At 70.8% G+C, this 17,134-nt stretch carries 14 protein-coding genes; 2 read left to right on the top strand and 12 right to left on the bottom strand.

From position 1 onward, the window contains the following. Positions 1–2: 2 nt before the first annotated feature. From resB to Q9R08_RS15890, 6 genes are all read right to left on the bottom strand, one after another. Positions 3–1,787, bottom strand: coding sequence for a cytochrome c biogenesis protein ResB (resB, locus tag Q9R08_RS15915; protein WP_418001361.1), 1,785 nt, complete (start codon positions 1,785–1,787; stop codon positions 3–5). After that, positions 1,768–2,610, bottom strand: a complete 843-nt coding sequence (locus Q9R08_RS15910; RefSeq protein ID WP_308869126.1) for a cytochrome c biogenesis CcdA family protein — start codon at positions 2,608–2,610, stop codon at positions 1,768–1,770. Before Q9R08_RS15910 ends, resB begins: the two co-directional genes overlap by 20 nt. Next, complete coding sequence (locus tag Q9R08_RS15905) at positions 2,607–3,245, bottom strand: TlpA family protein disulfide reductase (protein WP_308869125.1); 639 nt, start codon at positions 3,243–3,245, stop codon at positions 2,607–2,609. Before Q9R08_RS15905 ends, Q9R08_RS15910 begins: the two co-directional genes overlap by 4 nt. Beyond that, positions 3,242–3,871 (bottom strand): histidine phosphatase family protein, encoded by a 630-nt coding sequence (locus Q9R08_RS15900; protein WP_308869124.1) that lies wholly within the window; start codon positions 3,869–3,871, stop codon positions 3,242–3,244. Before Q9R08_RS15900 ends, Q9R08_RS15905 begins: the two co-directional genes overlap by 4 nt. Positions 3,872–4,046: 175 nt before the next feature. Further along, positions 4,047–4,727: a DedA family protein gene (locus Q9R08_RS15895; RefSeq protein WP_308869123.1), complete on the bottom strand. Its 681-nt coding sequence runs from the start codon at positions 4,725–4,727 to the stop codon at positions 4,047–4,049. Positions 4,728–4,904: 177 nt separating this feature from the next. Then, positions 4,905–5,612 carry a ThuA domain-containing protein gene (locus Q9R08_RS15890; RefSeq protein ID WP_308869122.1) on the bottom strand — a complete coding sequence of 236 codons (708 nt, stop codon included), beginning with the start codon at positions 5,610–5,612 and terminating at the stop codon, positions 4,905–4,907. Between the two features lie 180 nt (positions 5,613–5,792). Here Q9R08_RS15890 and Q9R08_RS15885 point away from each other — a divergent pair, with 180 nt between their 5' ends. Beyond that, entirely contained in the window at positions 5,793–6,818 is a 1,026-nt protein-coding gene (locus Q9R08_RS15885; RefSeq protein ID WP_308869121.1) for a LacI family DNA-binding transcriptional regulator, read from the top strand. Here the strand turns inward: Q9R08_RS15885 and Q9R08_RS15880 are convergent. Further along, complete coding sequence (locus tag Q9R08_RS15880; RefSeq protein WP_308869120.1) at positions 6,808–8,658, bottom strand: beta-L-arabinofuranosidase domain-containing protein; 1,851 nt, start codon at positions 8,656–8,658, stop codon at positions 6,808–6,810. The two genes, Q9R08_RS15885 and Q9R08_RS15880, sit on opposite strands and share 11 nt — an antisense overlap. Positions 8,659–8,724: 66 nt before the next feature. Between Q9R08_RS15880 and Q9R08_RS15875 the strand changes: the two genes are divergently transcribed. Further along, a complete protein-coding gene (locus tag Q9R08_RS15875) occupies positions 8,725–10,905 on the top strand; it encodes an alpha-galactosidase (protein WP_308869119.1) in 2,181 nt (726 codons plus the stop codon). A gap of 23 nt (positions 10,906–10,928) precedes the next feature. Here the strand turns inward: Q9R08_RS15875 and Q9R08_RS15870 are convergent, their stop codons facing one another. Genes Q9R08_RS15870 through Q9R08_RS15850 form a run of 5 tightly spaced genes read right to left on the bottom strand, consistent with a single transcriptional unit; the run spans position 10,929 to position 16,966 of the window. Continuing rightward, complete coding sequence (locus tag Q9R08_RS15870) at positions 10,929–12,011, bottom strand: Gfo/Idh/MocA family protein (protein ID WP_308869118.1); 1,083 nt, start codon at positions 12,009–12,011, stop codon at positions 10,929–10,931. Continuing rightward, the gene (locus Q9R08_RS15865; RefSeq protein ID WP_308869117.1) at positions 12,008–12,781 is read right to left on the bottom strand and encodes a ThuA domain-containing protein; all 774 of its coding nucleotides are present in this window, start codon (positions 12,779–12,781) and stop codon (positions 12,008–12,010) included. The genes Q9R08_RS15870 and Q9R08_RS15865 overlap by 4 nt, the downstream gene beginning before the upstream one ends. Continuing rightward, the gene (locus Q9R08_RS15860) at positions 12,778–15,096 is read right to left on the bottom strand and encodes a beta-glucosidase family protein (protein WP_308869116.1); all 2,319 of its coding nucleotides are present in this window, start codon (positions 15,094–15,096) and stop codon (positions 12,778–12,780) included. The genes Q9R08_RS15865 and Q9R08_RS15860 overlap by 4 nt, the downstream gene beginning before the upstream one ends. Further along, the gene (locus Q9R08_RS15855; RefSeq protein ID WP_308869115.1) at positions 15,096–16,004 is read right to left on the bottom strand and encodes a carbohydrate ABC transporter permease; all 909 of its coding nucleotides are present in this window, start codon (positions 16,002–16,004) and stop codon (positions 15,096–15,098) included. The genes Q9R08_RS15860 and Q9R08_RS15855 overlap by 1 nt, the downstream gene beginning before the upstream one ends. Next, on the bottom strand, positions 16,004–16,966 hold the full coding sequence (locus tag Q9R08_RS15850) for a carbohydrate ABC transporter permease (protein ID WP_308869114.1): 963 nt from the start codon (positions 16,964–16,966) through the stop codon (positions 16,004–16,006). Before Q9R08_RS15850 ends, Q9R08_RS15855 begins: the two co-directional genes overlap by 1 nt. Positions 16,967–17,134 lie beyond the last annotated feature (168 nt).

Below are 17,134 nucleotides of genomic sequence, written 5' to 3'. Positions count from 1 at the left end.
CCTCAGTCTACGTCGGGGGTCGAAGGGGGCTGGAGGGGGCGGTCGCCGCCGGATTCACGGCCGGCGAGCGACGCGAGGTGCCGCTGCGCGAACTGGGCGACGGCACCCTCGAGCGCGGGGTCCTCGCCGCGGGCGAGGCCGGCGTACTCGAGCTGCACGGTGTGCCCCTGCGGCGTCGCCCTCACCCACATCCGCCGGCGCGGGACGAACAGCGCGGCCAGGAGTCCCGCGGTTGCGAGGACTGCGAACAACAGCACCCAGGTGGCGGCGGCATCGCGGTGGACCGACAGCGACACGTAGCGCTTGACCGAGTCCTCGAACCCTGCCGCGCCTTCGGGAGCCTCGTTCTCGAACGTGACGGTGCCGAGTCCGTCGGGCAGGTCCACGGTCTCGCCCGGCTTGAGCGCGAGCGACTCCGTGCCGGAATCGCCGCCGGCCAGCTGCGTCATCCCCTCGGGGTCGAGGGTGTACACCGACCGCGGGATGCCGCCGTCGATGCCGAGGTCGCCGGCGTACACCCAGAAGGTGAGCATCGGATACTCGAGGTCGCCGTAGACCGAGGTGAACGCGCCGTTGGAGAGCTCCTGGGCGGTGGGATAGAAGAAGCCCACCAGGCCCACCTGCTCACGCAGCCCGTCCGGGACCTTCACGACGCCCTGCGACGTCATGTTGTTGTCCTGGGGCAGGAACGGCACGGGCTCGGAGAACACGACATCGCCCGCATCGTCGCGGATCGTGATGGTCGGCGCGTAGCCGTTGCCCATCAGGTAGACCTTGTCGCCGGCGATCTGCAGCGGGTGGTTGACCCGTACCTCGCCCGTTCCAGGGTCGGCGTCGGGGAACTGCGTGGAGAGGTGCGCGACGAAGTCGCCGGCCTGCCCCGCACCCTGCTGGCCGGGGGTCACGTACGACAGCGAGAAGTCGTCGAGCGTGAGCGCGTACGGGGTGAGGGCATCCTCGTCCACGAACCGGCCGGGGTTGAACGACGTGTAATCGAGCATCGTGTTGACCCACGTGCGGCCTTCGATGATGACGGTCTGCCCGGTGTAGGTGAACCCCCCGCCGATGCCGACGGCCAGCAGCACGCCCACGAGCGACGCGTGGAAGACGAGGTTGCCGGTCTCCCGCAGGTAGCCGCGCTCGGCCGAGACCGAGAACGACCGGGCGCCGTCGTATCTCGCGACGCGGTAGCCGGCCTTGCGCAGCTGCTGCTGCGCGGCCTCGACCGCCGTCGCCGCGGCGGCCGCGGCATCCGACTCGTCCTGGCATTCGAGGATCTCGGACCGGTGCACCTCCAGCCGCGACAGGCGCGCAGGCGTGCGCGGCGGCTGTGCCCGCATCGCCTTGTAGTGGTGCTTCGTGCGCGGGATGACGCACCCGACGAGCGAGATGAACAGCAGGATGTAGATCGCCGAGAACCACGGCGACGTGTACACGTCGAACAGGCTCAGCTTGTCGAGCACCGGCGCGAGGTCGGCGTTGTCGACGAAGTACTGGCGCACGCCGTTGGGGTCGGCGCTGCGCTGCGGCACGAGCGACCCGGGCACCGCCGCGATCGCGAGGAGCAGCAGCAGCACCAGCGCGGTGCGCATGGACGTGAGCTGGCGCCAGCCCCAGCGGAGCCAGCCGACGACGCCGAGGGCGGGCTGGGTGATGCCCTCCTGGGCGGCCGCGGCGTCCGCGGAGTCGGCGTGATCGGCGGGACGCAGCATCCCCTCGACCGGGTCGGAGACGTCCGCCCCATCGGTCGCCGAGCCTTCCGGAGCGTCAGAGCGGGGCCGGGACACTGGAGAACACCCCCTGGAGCTGGGCCATGACAGCGGTCCACACGCCGGTCACCATGAGGAGGCCGAGCACGATGAGCAGCGCACCGCCGATGAGATTCACCACGCGGATGTGACGGCGCACGAACGACACCGAGCGCGTCGCCCAGCCGAAGCCGAGTGTGAGGAGGAGGAACGGGATGCCGAGCCCCAGCGAGTACGCCACGCCGAGCAGCGCCGCACGCGCCGCCGACCCGGAGTCGAACGCCATGGTGAGGATGACGGCGAGGGTGGGTCCGATGCAGGGTGCCCAGCCGATGCCGAGCGCGATCCCCAACAGCGGCGCGCCGATCAGCCCGAGGTTGCCCCGCACCTGCGGTCTCGTGATGCGCTGCGCCCTGCCGAACCAGCCGATGAAGACGAGCCCCATCGCGATGATGACGACACCGAGCACGCGCGTGATGAGGTCGGCGTACTCGAGGAGGAAGCGCCCGAGCGTGCCGCCCAGCATCGCCATGCTGACGAAGACCACGGTGAAGCCGGCGATGAACAGCAGCACCCCGAGGACGAGGCGCCCGCGACCTGGTGCGTCGACGGACTCGGGATTCCCAGTGCTCCCGGCCGCCGAGGCGTCGCCGGTCGTCGAGCCGTCGGTGGTCGCCGTGCCTGTGGAAGCGCCCACCGCGACCCGGGCGGGACGCGGGCTCACGGCACCGCCGATGAAGCCGAGGTAGCCGGGGACCAGCGGAAGCACGCAGGGCGAGAGGAACGAGATGGCACCGGCGAGGATCGCGATCGGGATCGCGATGAGCAGCGACCCGTCGGCGACCAGCGCGCCCAGGTTCACGACTCCTCCAGCGTCTCGCGCACGATGGTCTCGAGGATCGACGCGTCCTCGATCTGCCCCACCAGGCGCGCGGCGACGCGGCCCTCCTTGTCGAGCACGAGGGTGACGGGGACCGCGTTGAGCGGGCTCTCCCCCGCGAACGCGAGCTTGATGGACCCGTCCTCGGTCGCCAGGGCGCTCGGGTACGAGACGCCGTACGTGTCGGCGAACGCGCGCGACGCCTCGGCGCCGTCGTACAGGTTCACGCCGAGGAAGGCGACATCCTGCCCCTCGAATGAGGCGTCGGCGGCCGCGAGCTCGGGGGCCTCGACACGGCACGGCGCGCAGCCGGCGTACCAGAAGTTCACGACGAGCACGTCGCCGGCGTAGTCGGCGCTGGAGGTCGTACCGCCGGTGTCGAGCACACCCTCGAAGTCGACCGGCTCGCTGCGCTCGTCGGCCGAGATCTCGACCACGCGGAAGCCGTCGGCGGCGACGAAGCCCTTGTTGTCACCGGACCGGTACTGGTCGGCCAGCGGGTCGCTCGTGCACGCGGCGAGACCGGCGATCAGTCCGACGACCAGGAGAGCGGATGCCGCCGCCCGCGTCCTGCGCCTCGTCCCGCTCCGCTCGCCCAGCGACCGCCGACGGGTCATACCGCCCCCACATCCACCGCGCCGGCCGTCGACGCCGGCTCGGCGTAGGCGGTCTCGGTCCACTTCTTGTCGACCATCTCGAAGCTGGTCACGCTCGACAGCGCGCAGCGGCGCGCGCGGGGGTCGTGCCGCAGCGGCAGCCCGGCGACCGCGAGGTGGGTGATCCAGATCGGGAGCTGGTGCGACACGATGACGATGTCGCCCGAGTCCACGGCATCCCATGCGTGGGTCATCGCCGCGTTCATGCGCCCGACGACATCCGCGTACGGCTCGCCCCAGCTCGGCAGCGCGGGCTTGCGAAGATGGCGCCAGTTCCACGGGTTGATCATGGCGATCGCCATGCGCTTGCCCTCGAAGACGTTGGTCGGCTCGATGACGCGCTCGTCGATGACGGGCGCCATGCCGAAGATCTCGGCGAACGGCTCGGCCGATTCCTGGGTCCGCTGCAGCGGCGAGCACACCAGCGCCGAGACGGGCCGGTCGAGCGACTTCACGTACTCCGCCGCCTGCCGGGCCATCCGGCGGCCGTCTGCACTGAGGCCGTATCCCGGGAGTCGCCCGTAGAGCACGCGGGCGGGGTTGTGAACCTCCCCGTGGCGCACGAGATGGAGGCGAGCTGCGGGCACCGCCCCAGTCTACGTGGGCCTCATCTATGGGCCGGCTGAGCGTCCTCCCAGGTTCCGAGCCGCGTCCGCGCCTCGGGAACCGCGCAAGGGTGGATCTCCGCACGCGGCGTGCTGCGGAGACATGCCCTTTCGCGGTTCCTGGGCCTGGCCCGAGCGGGCCCGAACGCCCTCGGGCTCAGTCGAGCTCGGGCTCACCGCGGCCGTCGCGGGAATCGTGCGCGGCGAGCGCCTCACGCACGCGGGCCGCGACGAACCACACGACGGCGGCCGCCGCCACGGCGATGACGACGTACTGCAGGATGTCGGCGTACCGCTCGACGATGTGCCAGGACTCCCCCAGGAAGTAACCCGACAGCACGAAGATCGAGTTCCACAGCAGGCTGCCCGCCGCCGTCAGGAGGGCGAATCGCCACACCGGCATGCGCGTGATGCCGGCGGGGATCGAGATGAGGCTGCGGAAGATCGGGATCATGCGTCCGAAGAACACGGCCTTGCCGCCGTGCCGCTGGAACCAGGCGACCGTGCGGTCGATGTCCTCGGGCTTCAGCAGCGGCACCTTCGTCGCGATCGCGCGCAGCCGTTCGACGCCGAGCCAGGCACCGAGGCCGTACAGCAGCAGCGCTCCGATCACCGATCCGGCGGTCGTCCACACGAGGGCCTCGACGACGGTGAACGAGCCGCGGCTCGCGGCGAGCCCTGCCATCGGCAGGATCACCTCGCTCGGCAGGGGCGGGAACAGGTTCTCCATCGCGATCGCGATGCCGGCGCCGGCCGGTCCGATCACGTCCATGAGCGAGACCGCCCCATCGGCGAGCGTGCTCAGCCACGAGCCGTCGGTCGTCGTCGCAGTCGTCATTCGTCGGATCCCGTCCGTCCGTCGGCACCTGGTGGCGGCGGCCGCGACCGGTCGGCGCGACGAGTCCACGCTACGAAAGAAGGATGAACGGAACCCGGGTGCAGACCCCCGGAAGCGGATGGGGTCTGCCGGAGTTGCCTGAGATCGGGCGCTCGGTACAGCGCCGAAGACGGATGCCTAGGCGGCGGCGCCGCGGCTGGCCCAGAGCATGCCTCTCTCGATGATCGTGCGCACGCTGACGTCGCGCAGGACCCGGAGATTGTGGCCCGGCGCGGCGACGAAGACCCGGCCCTGCCCCCACTCGCGCGTCCACACCGCGGGCGTGGTGACGGGCCGATGCCACGGTCGGTGCGGCCGCACGGGAAGCGTGCTGGTCGCGAGCACCTCGTTCAGGTCGTCCGTGAGCACCCAGTACTGCTCGGTACGCAGCGTGAAGTCCTCGAGTCCCGACATGATCTCGTGCGAGCGGCCGATGTCCGTCACGTCGACGGTGTAGCAGACCGTCTCGTCCGGGCCGTCCTGGTCCTGGGCACCGGCGCCGGGTGCCGGATGCGTGGCGAGCTGGCCACCGATCAGCTGCAGGTAGTCCGAGCTGTTGCGATAGGAATCGGCGATGCCACGGTGCCAGCCGGCGAGCCCGGTGCCCCGCTCGACCGCCTCGCGGAGTCCGCGCAGCGCGTCGTCGGAGATCTCGCAGCCGGTCACGCACTGCACGACCAGATCGATGCGCGCCATCTCCTCACGGTCGGCGTAGATCGCGTGGGACTCCTCCACCCTGACGTCGAAGCCGTGGTCGTCGAGGAACGACCGGAACATCTCGGTCGCCTCGATGGGCCGATGCCCTTCGCCGCCACCACGGACGATGAGGGCGCGCCGCGCGCTCACGGCCGGACCTCGGTGCGTGCGATGCCGTGCCGGCGGCCCGTGCAGCGGGCTCCGGCCGGTCCGGTTCGCGGTGTCGTCGTCATCGACTTCATCCCTCCACATCGACGGGCAGGTGCAACGTCGACAAACGATGCCACCGAGGCGTTGCCGGGCGAACGCAATTTGCGCAAAATGGGAGTCATGCCCACCGGAGATCGCGTCACCCTCACAGCCGTGGCCGAGCGTGCCGGGGTGAGCATCGCCACCGCGTCCCGAGCCCTTCGCGCGCGCGGCGAGATGGCCGCCGAGACCCGCGCACGCGTGCTGCGATCGGCGACCGAGCTCGGATACCGGCCCGCCGGGCAGGTGCGGGGACGTCCGCGCCGCGGCACGTCGCTGATGTTCGATCTCGTGCTCGGTCACTTCCATGACCCGTACACCGAGGAGATCACCGCCGGCGCGCGCACGACCGCGTCGCAGCTCGGGTTCGATCTCGTACTCACGGGCGAGCGGGAGGATCCCGCCCAGGACTGGCCCGAGCGGATCCGGTCGCGCGGCTCCGCCGGAGTCATCGTGGGACTCATCGTGCCGACCAGCACCCAGATCGCCGCGATGCGCCGCGCCGGCATCCCGCTCGTGCTGATGGAGCCGCCCTCCGAGGCGTCCCGCCCGCTTCCGAGCGTGCGGACCACTGATCGCGCCGGGGGCGAGGCCGCCGCCGAGCACCTCGTCGAGCGCGGCGCACGCCGATTCATCGTCATCGGAGGCGCCCCCTCCTACCGTTACGGCCGCGCGCGCGTCGAGGGCTTCGCGAGCGCGCTGCAGAGGGTCGCCCCGGACGCCGAGTTCGTGCGGACGAGCGCCGACTGGAGCGCATGGGACGCCCGACGCGCCTGCGCGCGCGCACTCTCAGAGCTCGGCGGCGAAGGCCCGATCGGCGTGTTCGCGTGTTCTGACGAGATGGCGGCGGGTGCCTACCGCGCGATCTCCGACAGCGGGCGGAGCATCCCCCGAGACGTCCTCGTCATCGGCTTCGACGACGTGCGCGGCGCGCGCTGGCTGCATCCGCCGCTGACGACCATCCGCCAGCCGATCCGCGAGATGGCAGCCGCTGCGGTGCACATCCTGGCCCGCGCCGCGGCAGGCGAGTCGGTGGAGGCAGAGGCGGTGGTCATGCCGACGGAGCTCGTGGAGCGCGGGTCCACCCGGCCGGCGGTCAGCGACTGACCACCGGGCGCACCGGGAAGTAGATCGAGAACCGCTGGTCGGTCACCTCGTGCAGCGGCAGGAACCGGATGGCGGCATCCTGGCCGATCGAGCGATACCGCACGAGCCATTGCGTCCATTGACGCTCGTCGTCGGGCGCGAGCATCGTGGTGGGATCGCCGGCATCCCCGTGAAGGGCGACTTCGCGGTCGACGAGACCGGCGAGGACGACCGGCCCCTCGAGGAAGGCGATGGTCGAAGGCTCGTCGGGAATCGGCACCGCGCGCAGCGCCATCGGGAACTCGAGGTCGATGCAGGTCTCCCCGCCCGCGTGGTCGACCTCGAGCCAAGAGCCCTCCCGACGCCATCGCGCGGACGTGCGGACCCCGGGTTCGCCGACGGTCCACGCAGGCACGCGAAGCCTCAGACGCACGGCATCGGTCGCGTCGGAAGTCACGGTCACGCGCGTCCGCAGGGCTCGTGGGCGGCGACGGTCGCCACCGGGACCGGCGTTCGCGTCCGGACCGACGTAGCCGGCGTCATCGAGAAGTCGGATGTCGATGCCGACGGCACGCCCGGCTGCGGCCGCCTCGGCGCGCACCGACAGGTACTGCGCCACCGTCACGACGCCGTCCGCACCGGCGTACACCGCGAGCTGGGCGTGACGAGTGTGCGCCTGAACGAGAGTTCCGTGACAGCACCAGAAGTCCTCGGTCGGCGCGCCCCATTCCTTGCGCCCCCCACCCGCCAGCGGGAGGAAGTACGCCACCATCCCCGTCTCGGGGTTCTGCTGAGCGAGCAGCCCGTTGTAGAGGTTGGTCTCCATGTAATCGAGCGGCTCGGCGGCACCGCTCCAGCGGAACATCACGTCGGCCAGGCGGATCATGTTGTACACGACGCAGTGCTCCTGCGTCTTCGATCCGCGGCGCGCGGCGAACTCGAACGGCGGGGTCCAGATCTCACCCGACGTCTGCCCACCCGTGCAGAAAGTGCCCCTGCGGACGACCGCCCACTCCCAGTACGCCTCCACGACGCGCCGCCAGCGCTCGTCCCGCGTCACCTCGTAGGCGCGCGCGGCGCCGAGCACCTCAGGGATCGTCGTGTTGGCGTGCATGTTGGTCAGCACGTCCAGGCCGTCCAGCAGAGGATCGAACAGCGACGCGTGCCAGTACCGATCGAGGAGCTCCCGATAGAGGACGTCGCCTGTGGCCTCGAGCAGATCCGCCCAGACCTCGAGCATCCCGCCCGTCTCGACGTCGAGGATCTCCTGGAACCGCGACCTGTCGAAGCCACGTGCCCACGCGGCGATCTCCCCGGCGGCGCGATGCGCGATCGCGAGCGCGCGCTCGTCACCGAGGTCGCGGTAGACGTCGACGAGGCCCATGAAGGTCTTGTGGATCGCATACTGCGGCGCCCAGGTCTCCCGCCCCTCCCCCAGCCGGCGCAGGAACGACCGCGGTGTGGCGAAGACCCATGCGCCCCCGTTCTCCTCCTGGCACTCGGCCAGGAGGCGGATGACGTTGTCGAGCTTGCCCCGGAGGACGGCATCGCCCGTCGTCGCCACCTCGCGTGAGGCCGCCGACATCCAGTGGCCGAGGAAGTGGCCGCGCAGGAGAGACCCCGGCGTCTCCCACCCCCAGTGACGGTCGAGTCCACGATCGCCATGCCCGTCGCGCGACGGATGCAGATGCCACAGCTGGTCGCCGATCCCCGCCTCGATGAGGTGGTTCTGCACCAGGTTGCGCTCGGTGAGGGAGACGAGATAGTCGCGGTTGCGCCGCCGGCGACGGTCGACGTCACCGCGCGTCAGTCGCACCGCCCCGGGAGCCAGGGTGATGGCGGTGGAGGTATCGATGGTCATGGTCCACTCCTGTGAGATCGATCTCCGACTGTACCCGAGGCCATCACACCCGCCACAATGGGTCGCATGAATGATGTGCGCATCGTCCACCTGTCGGCCGGCGACGTTTCGCTCGTGGTGGCCCAGCAGGGAGCGAGCCTGCCCCGGATCGCCCACTGGGGCGCTCGCATCGCCGCGAGCGCGGATGACCTCCACGCGTTCGTCACCGCCGAGGAAAGGCCAGGTCTTTCCGCTGATTCGGACGTTCCCTACCAGGCGAGCATCCTGCCTGAACACAGTCGCGGCTGGTTCGGCCGGCCCGGGCTGAGCGCGCATCGAGCGGGTTCGGCCTGGGCCCCTCGCTTCCGTGCCACGCCGCTCCGAGTCGGCGGCGGCACCGCCGAAACGGGTGTGACGACCAGCGGTGCGGACACCGTCATCATCGATGCACGCGACGACTGGGGCGGGATCGATCTGCGTGTGGAGATCGATCTCAGCCCGGCTGGGCTGCTGCGAACGCGTGCTCTCGTCCGCAATACCGGCCAGGACGAGGCCCCGCTCGAGATCGCCGAGGTGATGCTGTCGCTGCCCCTGCCGCTTCGTGCGGGCGAGATCCTCGACTTCTCCGGGCGCTGGGCGCACGAGCGGATCCCTCAGCGGCATCCGATCGTCCGCGGCCTGCACACCCGGCCCTCCCGGCGTGGACGCACGGGCCTGGACGCCACGACGGTCGTCGCCGCCGGCGTTCCCGGGTTCGGGTCGGACGCCGGCGAGGTGTGGGTCTGTCACGTGGGCTTCAGCGGGAACCACGAGCACGCCATCGAGCGTGGTGACGGCTTCCTCGCCTTCCGGGGCGGCGAACTGCTGCTGCCCGGAGAGATCAGGCTCGCGACGGGTGACGAATACACCACGCCCTGGGTCTACGGCAGCTACGGCGACGGCCTCGACAGTGCGGCGGCGCGCTATCACGACCACCTGCGCGCCCTGTCGCGCTCATCGCGGCGGGAGCGCCCGGTCACACTCAACGTCTGGGAGGCGGTGTACTTCGACCAGGACCCGGCGACGCTCATCGATCTCGCCGAACGCGGGGCCGAACTCGGCGTGGAGCGGTACGTGCTCGACGACGGCTGGTTCCGCGGCCGCCGCGACGATCGCTCGGGGCTGGGCGACTGGACGCCCGACCCGGTGGGCTGGCCCGACGGCCTGCGGCCGTTGGCCGACCGCGTACGCCGGCTCGGCATGGAGTTCGGGCTCTGGGTGGAACCCGAGATGATCAACGAGGACTCCGACCTCGCGCGCGCCCACCCCGACTGGATCCTCCGCGCCCGGCCCGAGCTTCCGCCACGCTACCGGTTCCAGCAGGTGCTCGATCTGACGCACCCCGAGGCCTACGCCCACATCCTGGAACGGCTCGACGACCTCGTCACCTCGATCGACGTGAGCTATCTGAAGTGGGACCACAACCGGGACCTCGTCGAGGCCGGCCACCCCGCGAGCGGCGCTCCCGCCGTGCACGAGCAGACCCTTGCCGTCTACCGCCTCATCGACGAGCTGCGCGCCCGCCACCCCGACCTCGAGATCGAGAGCTGCGCCTCGGGCGGCGGACGCGTCGATCTCGGCATCCTCGAGCGCACCGACCGCATCCATCCCTCGGACAGCCACGACCCGATCGACAGGTTCCACATCCTGCGGTGGACCGGGCTTCTGGTGCCGCCCGAGATGATGGGCTCGCACGTCGCGTCCGCGGTGTCCAGCACGACAGGGCGCACCTCCAGCCTGCACTACCGATGCGCGGTCGCGCTGCTCGGCCACTTCGGGATCGAGTGGGACATCCGGGGCCTCGAGCAAGCCGATCGGGAGTCGCTCTCGTCCTGGATCTCGCTGTACCGCAGGCACCGACGTCTCATCTCGACGGGGCGCGCCGTCGGCGGGCCCGCCGACCCGTCCGCGCCCGCGGTGCGAGGAGTCGTCGCGCAGGACGGTGCGGAGGCCCTGTACACGATCGTCACGCCCGCGACCAGCGCGGACACCCTGGCGCGCGTGCGGCTCACCGGCCTCGATCCCGAACGCCGCTACCGCATCACCGTGGACGCGCCGGAGTCGCTCGGGCCTCCGTGGCAGGTGCCGGGATGGCTGAAGGCACCGGGTCTCGACGAGGGCGGTCCTGCTCCCGTCCTCAGCGGCAGCCTCCTCAGCCGCGTCGGTCTGGAGTTCCCCACCTTCCACCCGGAGCGCGCCGCCGTGGTGCACCTGCGGGCGGACGACTGAGCGTCACGAGGCGCGGTCCGACGTCAGCGGGGTGGGGCGCCGCCCCAGGACGCAACGAGGTCGGCTGTGGCGTCGTCACCATTGCTGCGCGCCTCGGTCACGCATGTCTCCGCCGCGCGCGCGAACACGTCGTCGAGGAGCACCGGGGCGCCGGATCGCGCGGACGCGACGGACGCTTCCACCATCGCGAGGCTCCAGATGTTGGCGTGGATCTCGCCCGACGGCGTCGGTCCGCCGTCCAGCGCCTGCAGGAACTCGGCAAGCGCGGCGTCGAGACCTTCCGCCTGCTCGACGGGCCGCAGCGTCCGCGCGGCGCCATGGGCGTCCTGCGCGCGGACGGCCTGCTCGCCGTCCCACTCGACCGAGCCTGCCGCCGCGCTCGCGCGCCACGCGCCGTTCCACGACGTCGTCAGGCCGTCGGCGCACCAGCTTCCGGAGTACGCGAACCTCGCGCCGTCGGCGAAACGGAAGATCGCCTGGGCGGCGGCACCGCCGCGGTACCAGCTCCACGGCGGCGAGAACTCCTCGCAGTAGACGGACGCCGGCTCGCTGCCCAGGACGTAGCGCGCCTGATCGAACGTGTGGATGGCCATGTCGATGAGCAGCGGCGAGTCCATCTCGTCGCGGAAACCGCCGAAGCGCGGATTCTGGAAGAACGCGGCGTCCAGCTGGGCCGCGCCGCCGTACGCCGCCACGGCGTCGCGGAACGCGCGCAGGCCCGCCAGGTGACGCCGAGACTGGCTCGTCGCGAGAAGGACCCCCAGGCGCTCGCTCACGGCGGCGAGGGCGAGGGCGTCCGCGACCGTCGGGGTCACCGGCTTCTCGCTGAGCACGGGCACTCCGGCGTGCAGTGCCGCTTCGCTGACCCCCCGGTGAGCCTCCGGGATCGTGACGTTGAGCAGCATGCTCGGCGGCTCCACTGTGGCGAACGCCTCGGCGACCGTGGCGACGCACGGGACGTCCCAGCCCCGCTCGCGGGCCGCCGCTTGCGCGGCGGCGACCGAGACGTCCACGACCGCGCTCACGCGCAGATCGGGGCGTCGCTCGATCACATCCATCCAGGCGCGGCCCATCCCTCCCGCGCCGACGAGGACGACTTCTCTCATGCCAGCGCCTCGCCGTTCCACTCGCGAGGCGTGTCGAACTCGCCCGTGCGGTGCATCGCCAGGTGCGGAAGGTCACGGGGCCGGTCCTGGAACGCCCATCCGGCCGCATTGGCGAGCACCCGCTGGATCTCCGGCTGGTGATAGACGGGATAGTCCTGATCGCCCGGAGAGAAGTAGAAGATGCGCCCGCGCCCGCGAGAGAACGTCATGCCCGACCGGAACACCTCTCCTCCGCTGAAGCTCGAGACGAACACCAGTTCGTCGGGGGCGGGCACGTCGAAGAACTCTCCGTACATCTCCTGTGCGGGGATGACGATCGGATGCGGCACGCCGGCGGCGATCGGATGGGTGGGCGATACCGTCCACACCAGTTCGCGGTCATCCCCCTGGCGCCATCGGAGGCTGCACGTCGTTCCCATCAGGCGGATGAAGATCTTGGAGAAGTGCCCGGAGTGGAGCACCACCAGTCCCATGCCGGCGAGGACCGCGCGATGCACCCGCTCCACCACGGCGTCGTCGACGGCGTCGTGTCGCACGTGCCCCCACCAGAAGAGCACATCGGTCTGCTCCAGTCGCTCGGCGCTCAGGCCGTGCTCCGGATCGTCGAGCGTCGCCGTGTCGACGACGATGTCGGGGCCGAGGAGGGAGCGCAGCCCGGCGGCGATCGTCTCGTGCATGCTGTCCGGGTACAGGCGGCGTGGCACCTCATCGTGCTTCTCATGGTGGTTCTCGCCCCACACCAGGACCCGGATTCCCCGCGCCTGCGTCATGCTGTCTCCTTCGCTTCGGTCGCGTCTACATCCCATGCTGTCCGCCCGGCGCGGGCCAGCAGGACGCGCCGAGGCCCCGCCAGACGCACACGCGTCTCTGCCGGACGCTCCGCCGCCGAAGGGCCGGCCGAGAGTACCGCGACGCCGGGCTCGACGGCGAGCCTGCTGTCCGGGCCCGTCGCCGCGAGCCGGGCGGCCTCGAGGGTGAACCGTACGGTGCGTCGCGCCCCGGCGGGCACCGGGATGCGCGCGAAACCCACCAGCTGGACGTCGGGGCGGACGATCGGACCGGACGGGAAGGACGCATACAGCTGCACGACCTCGATCGCATCCGCACCGTCGTTGCGCACGACGACCGCCACCTCCGCGGCGCCGCCGGTGGACAGCACCGCCGGCGTCTCGATGCTCTCGTAGACGATCCGGCCCGGCGTCACGCCGTGGCCGAACGGGAAGAGCGGCGTGGGGTCGGCGACGGTGATGCCGCGGTTGTGCCGTCCGAGAGGCGGCTGCAGGTAGGTGCCGGTCGCCTCGGCAGAGCGCGGGATCTGGACGGGAAGCCGCCCGCTGGGCGCGATGCGGCCGGAGAGCACGCCCGCGACGGCCGCTGCACCGTCCGCACCCGGGAAGAACGCCTGCACGATCGCTCCCGCCTCGGCGTAGTCGCCCAGCGCGTAGGGGCGCCCCGAGACGACGACGAGCACGGTGGGTGTCCCGGTCGCCAGCACCGCACGGACCAGATCGTCCTGACGTCCCGGCAGCCGCAGGTGCGGCGCGTCGCACCCCTCGCCGGAGGTCCCGGCCCCGAAGAGGCCGGCGACATCGCCGACGACGAGCACCGCGACGTCGCTGTGGCGGGCGAGTGCGACCGCTTCATCGATCCGCACCCCCGCGTCGCCGACGATCTCGCAGCCGCGCTCCGAGCGGACCCGGGCGTCTCCCCACTCGGCGCGCACGGCGTCTTCGATCGTCGGGATGTCGATACCGGGCGCGTGTCCGGGGTACTTGGTGAGCACGTGATTGGGGAAGGCGTAGCAGCCCAGGAGACTGCGGTACTCCGTCGCGGCGGGACCGATCAGCGCGATGCGCCGCGCACCGGTGAGCGGCAGCATCCCGTCGTCCCGCAGAAGGATGATCGACTCCTCGGCGAGCGCGGCCGAGATGGCGCGGTTGCGTGGGCTGTCCAGGAGCACATCCTCCGCTCCGTCGGGCACGACCGGCCCGCGATCGAGCAGGCCGGCTTCGATCTTGTGGCGGAGGTGGCGCACCGCTGCGCGATCGATGTCGCTCTCGTCCACGACGCCCTCGCGCACGAGGCGCGGCAGGGCGGCGTACGCGACGGTCGAGGGCAGCTCCACGTCGACGCCGGCGCGGAGCGCGAGGGCGCCTGCCGCGGCGCCGTCCGCGGCGACGCGGTGCATCGACACCAGGAACGGCACCGCCCAGTAGTCGGCGACCACGGTCCCGTCGAAGCCCCACTCTGTGCGCAGCACACCGTCGAGCAGCTGCCGGTTCGCGGTGCTCGGGATGCCGTCGACATCGGTGTACGAGGTCATCACGCTGCGCGCACCGCCCTGGCGCAGCGCCGTCTCGAACGGCGGCAGGACGGTGTCGGCGAACTCTCGCGGTCCCATGCTCACCGGCCCGTGATTGCGCGCGGCGCGCGACGCCGCGTATCCGGCGAAGTGCTTGAGGGTGGCGACCACGCCCGCGCCCTCCAGACCCGCGACGTACGCCGCGCCCATCTGCCCGACCACGTAGGGGTCTTCTCCGAGGGTCTCCTCGACACGGCCCCACCGGTAGTCGCGCACGACATCCAGAACGGGCGCGAGCCCTTGATGCACGCCGATCGCGCGCATGTCGTCGCCGATGGCCCGGGCCATGTCGCGCACGAGATCCTCGTCGAACGTCGCCGCCCACGCCAGCGGCGTCGGGAAGGCCGTCGCTCCGAACGTCGCGAGGCCCGTCAGACATTCCTCGTGGACGAGGGCCGGGATGCCGAGCCGCTGGCTCGCCACGACGCGATGCTGCAGCTCGCGCAGTCGGGCGACGCCTTCGCGCACGCTCACAGGCGCGGTGCCGAAGACGCGCGTCAGCTGACCGAGCCCGTGGGCGAAGGGATCGGCGCCGTCCGGCGCGAGACCGTCCTCCAGAGTCGGGGCGAAGTCGTCGGCAGCATCCGTCAGCCAGACGGAGCCGAGCTGGGCGACCTTCTCCTCGAGGGTCAGTTCGTCGACGAGTGCCTGCGCGCGCTCGCGTGCGCTCAGCGTCGTATCGCGCCATCGACCCTGATCGATGACGCCGGCTTGCGCGCTCATCAGCCCTTGAACGCCCCGTCCATGATCCCGGCGACCATTCGCCGTCCGACGAAGAAGAAGACGATCAGCAGCGGCAGCGTCGCCATGAAGGACCCGCCCATCGTCAGCGCCAGGTCGATGGTGCGGTTCGCCTGCAGCTGCTTGAGTGCGATCTGAACCGTGAAGAGCTCCGGCGACTTGAGCACGATGAACGGCCACATGAAGTCGTTCCACACCGCGGTGAAGGTGATGAGGCCCAGCACGAAGGCGGCCGGCCGCACCACGGGGAAGCCGATGCGCCAGAAGATCTGCCAGCTGTTCGCCCCGTCGATCCGCGCCGCCTGCATGAGCTCGTCACTCAGCGTCGTGGCCATGTGCTGGCGCATCCAGAAGATGCCGAACGCGCTGGCGAGCCCTGGGACGATGATCGCCTGCAGCGTGTCGACCCAGTCGAGCCACGAGATGATCAGGTACTGCGGAATGACACTGAGCTGCGCGGGCACCGTCATCGTCAGCAGCACGATCAGGAACAGGGCATTGCGGCCGGGGAAGTGCATCTTCGCGAACGCGAATCCGGCGAGCGCGCACAGCAGCGAGGCGATCACCGCGATCGCGAGCGACACGATCACGCTGTTGAGCAGGGACTGGAAGAACGGGACCGTCTCGAACACCTTGCCGGCGATCTCGAAGAAGTTGAATCCCGGGTACAGCCGTGGCGGGATCGAGGTGACCGCGGAGGCCCCGACCGACGCGATCACGAACATGTAGTACAGCGGGAAGACGCTGATCACGACCGCGATGATGAGCATGGCGTACACGGGCCACGGCACGCGGCCCAGGCGTCCGCCGCGGCGCGACGGCGTCTTCTCCGGTCGTGCGAACGCCTCTTCCGGTGTCTGCGGAATGGCCTGGTCGATGACATCGGACATCAGCGTGCCCTCCGGGTGCGGGTGGTGAGGAAGAAGTTGATCAGCGAGACCACGACGACGATGACGAACAGCGCGACGCCGATGGCGGAGCCGTAACCGAATTCGAACTGTCCGAAGCCCTGCTCGTACAGGAAGAGCGCGAGCGTCTGGCACTGCCGGCCGCCGCCGCAGGTGAGACCCGATTCCGGGGCGACCAGCAGGGGCTCGGTGAAGATCTGCAGCCCGCCGATCGTCGACATGATGACCGTGAAGATGATGATCGGGCGCAGCGACGGGATCGTCAGGTGGATGAACTGCTGCCAGCTCGATGCCCCGTCCACCGAGGCGGCCTCGTACATCTCCCGCGGCAGCGCCTGGAGACCGGCGAGGTAGAGGAGGGTGTTGTACCCGAACCACCGCCACATGACCATCGACGAGATCACGATCCACGAGCCGACCTGCGACGCGAGGAAGTTGACCTCGCCGATGCCGAACCATCCGAGCACCCAGTTGATCAGCCCGAAGTTCTTGTCGAAGATCTGCGCGAACACCAGCGCGGTCGCGGCGACCGAGGTGATGTAGGGCACCAGCAGGGCCATCCGGAAGAAGTTCGCGAACTTCAGCATCGCGTGGTTCAGCAGGTGCGCGAGGCCGAGCGCCAGCAGCAGCTGCGGGATCGTCGAGATCAGGAAGATGCCGAAGGTGTTGACGAACGCGTTCCAGAACCGCGGATCCTGCACCAGTCGCTCGAAGTTCGCCAGCCCGACGAACGTCTGCTCGCCGATCGGGTTCCAGTCGAAGAGCGCGACGTAGAACGTGAAGAGCAGCGGGAACAGGCCGAAGATCGCGAACAGCACGAAGAAGGGCGCGATGTAGACGTAGGGCGCGATCCGCTCCGCGAGCGGGTGCCGGATCTTCCGGGAGGGGGGCCGTTCTCCGCGGCGGATCTTCTGGACGGGGATGGCGGTGGCGGTGGCGGTCATCTTCCTGCCTCGGTCGGGGCGGTGGGGGGGGGGGGGGCCCCCCCCCCCCCCCCGGGGGGGGGGGGGCGGCCCCCCCCCCCCCCCCCCCCGCCCCCCCCCCCCCACCAACAAAACACACCCCCCCCGCAGCGCCGCCCCCCCCCGCCCCCCCCCCGCCCCCAACCAGAC

Origin of the sequence: Microbacterium psychrotolerans (assembly GCF_031085295.1) — a bacterium.
GTDB classification, from domain to species: domain Bacteria; phylum Actinomycetota; class Actinomycetes; order Actinomycetales; family Microbacteriaceae; genus Microbacterium; species Microbacterium psychrotolerans.
Note: the sequence above shows the minus strand (reverse complement) of the source record. Positions and strands in the feature narration are given on the sequence as shown.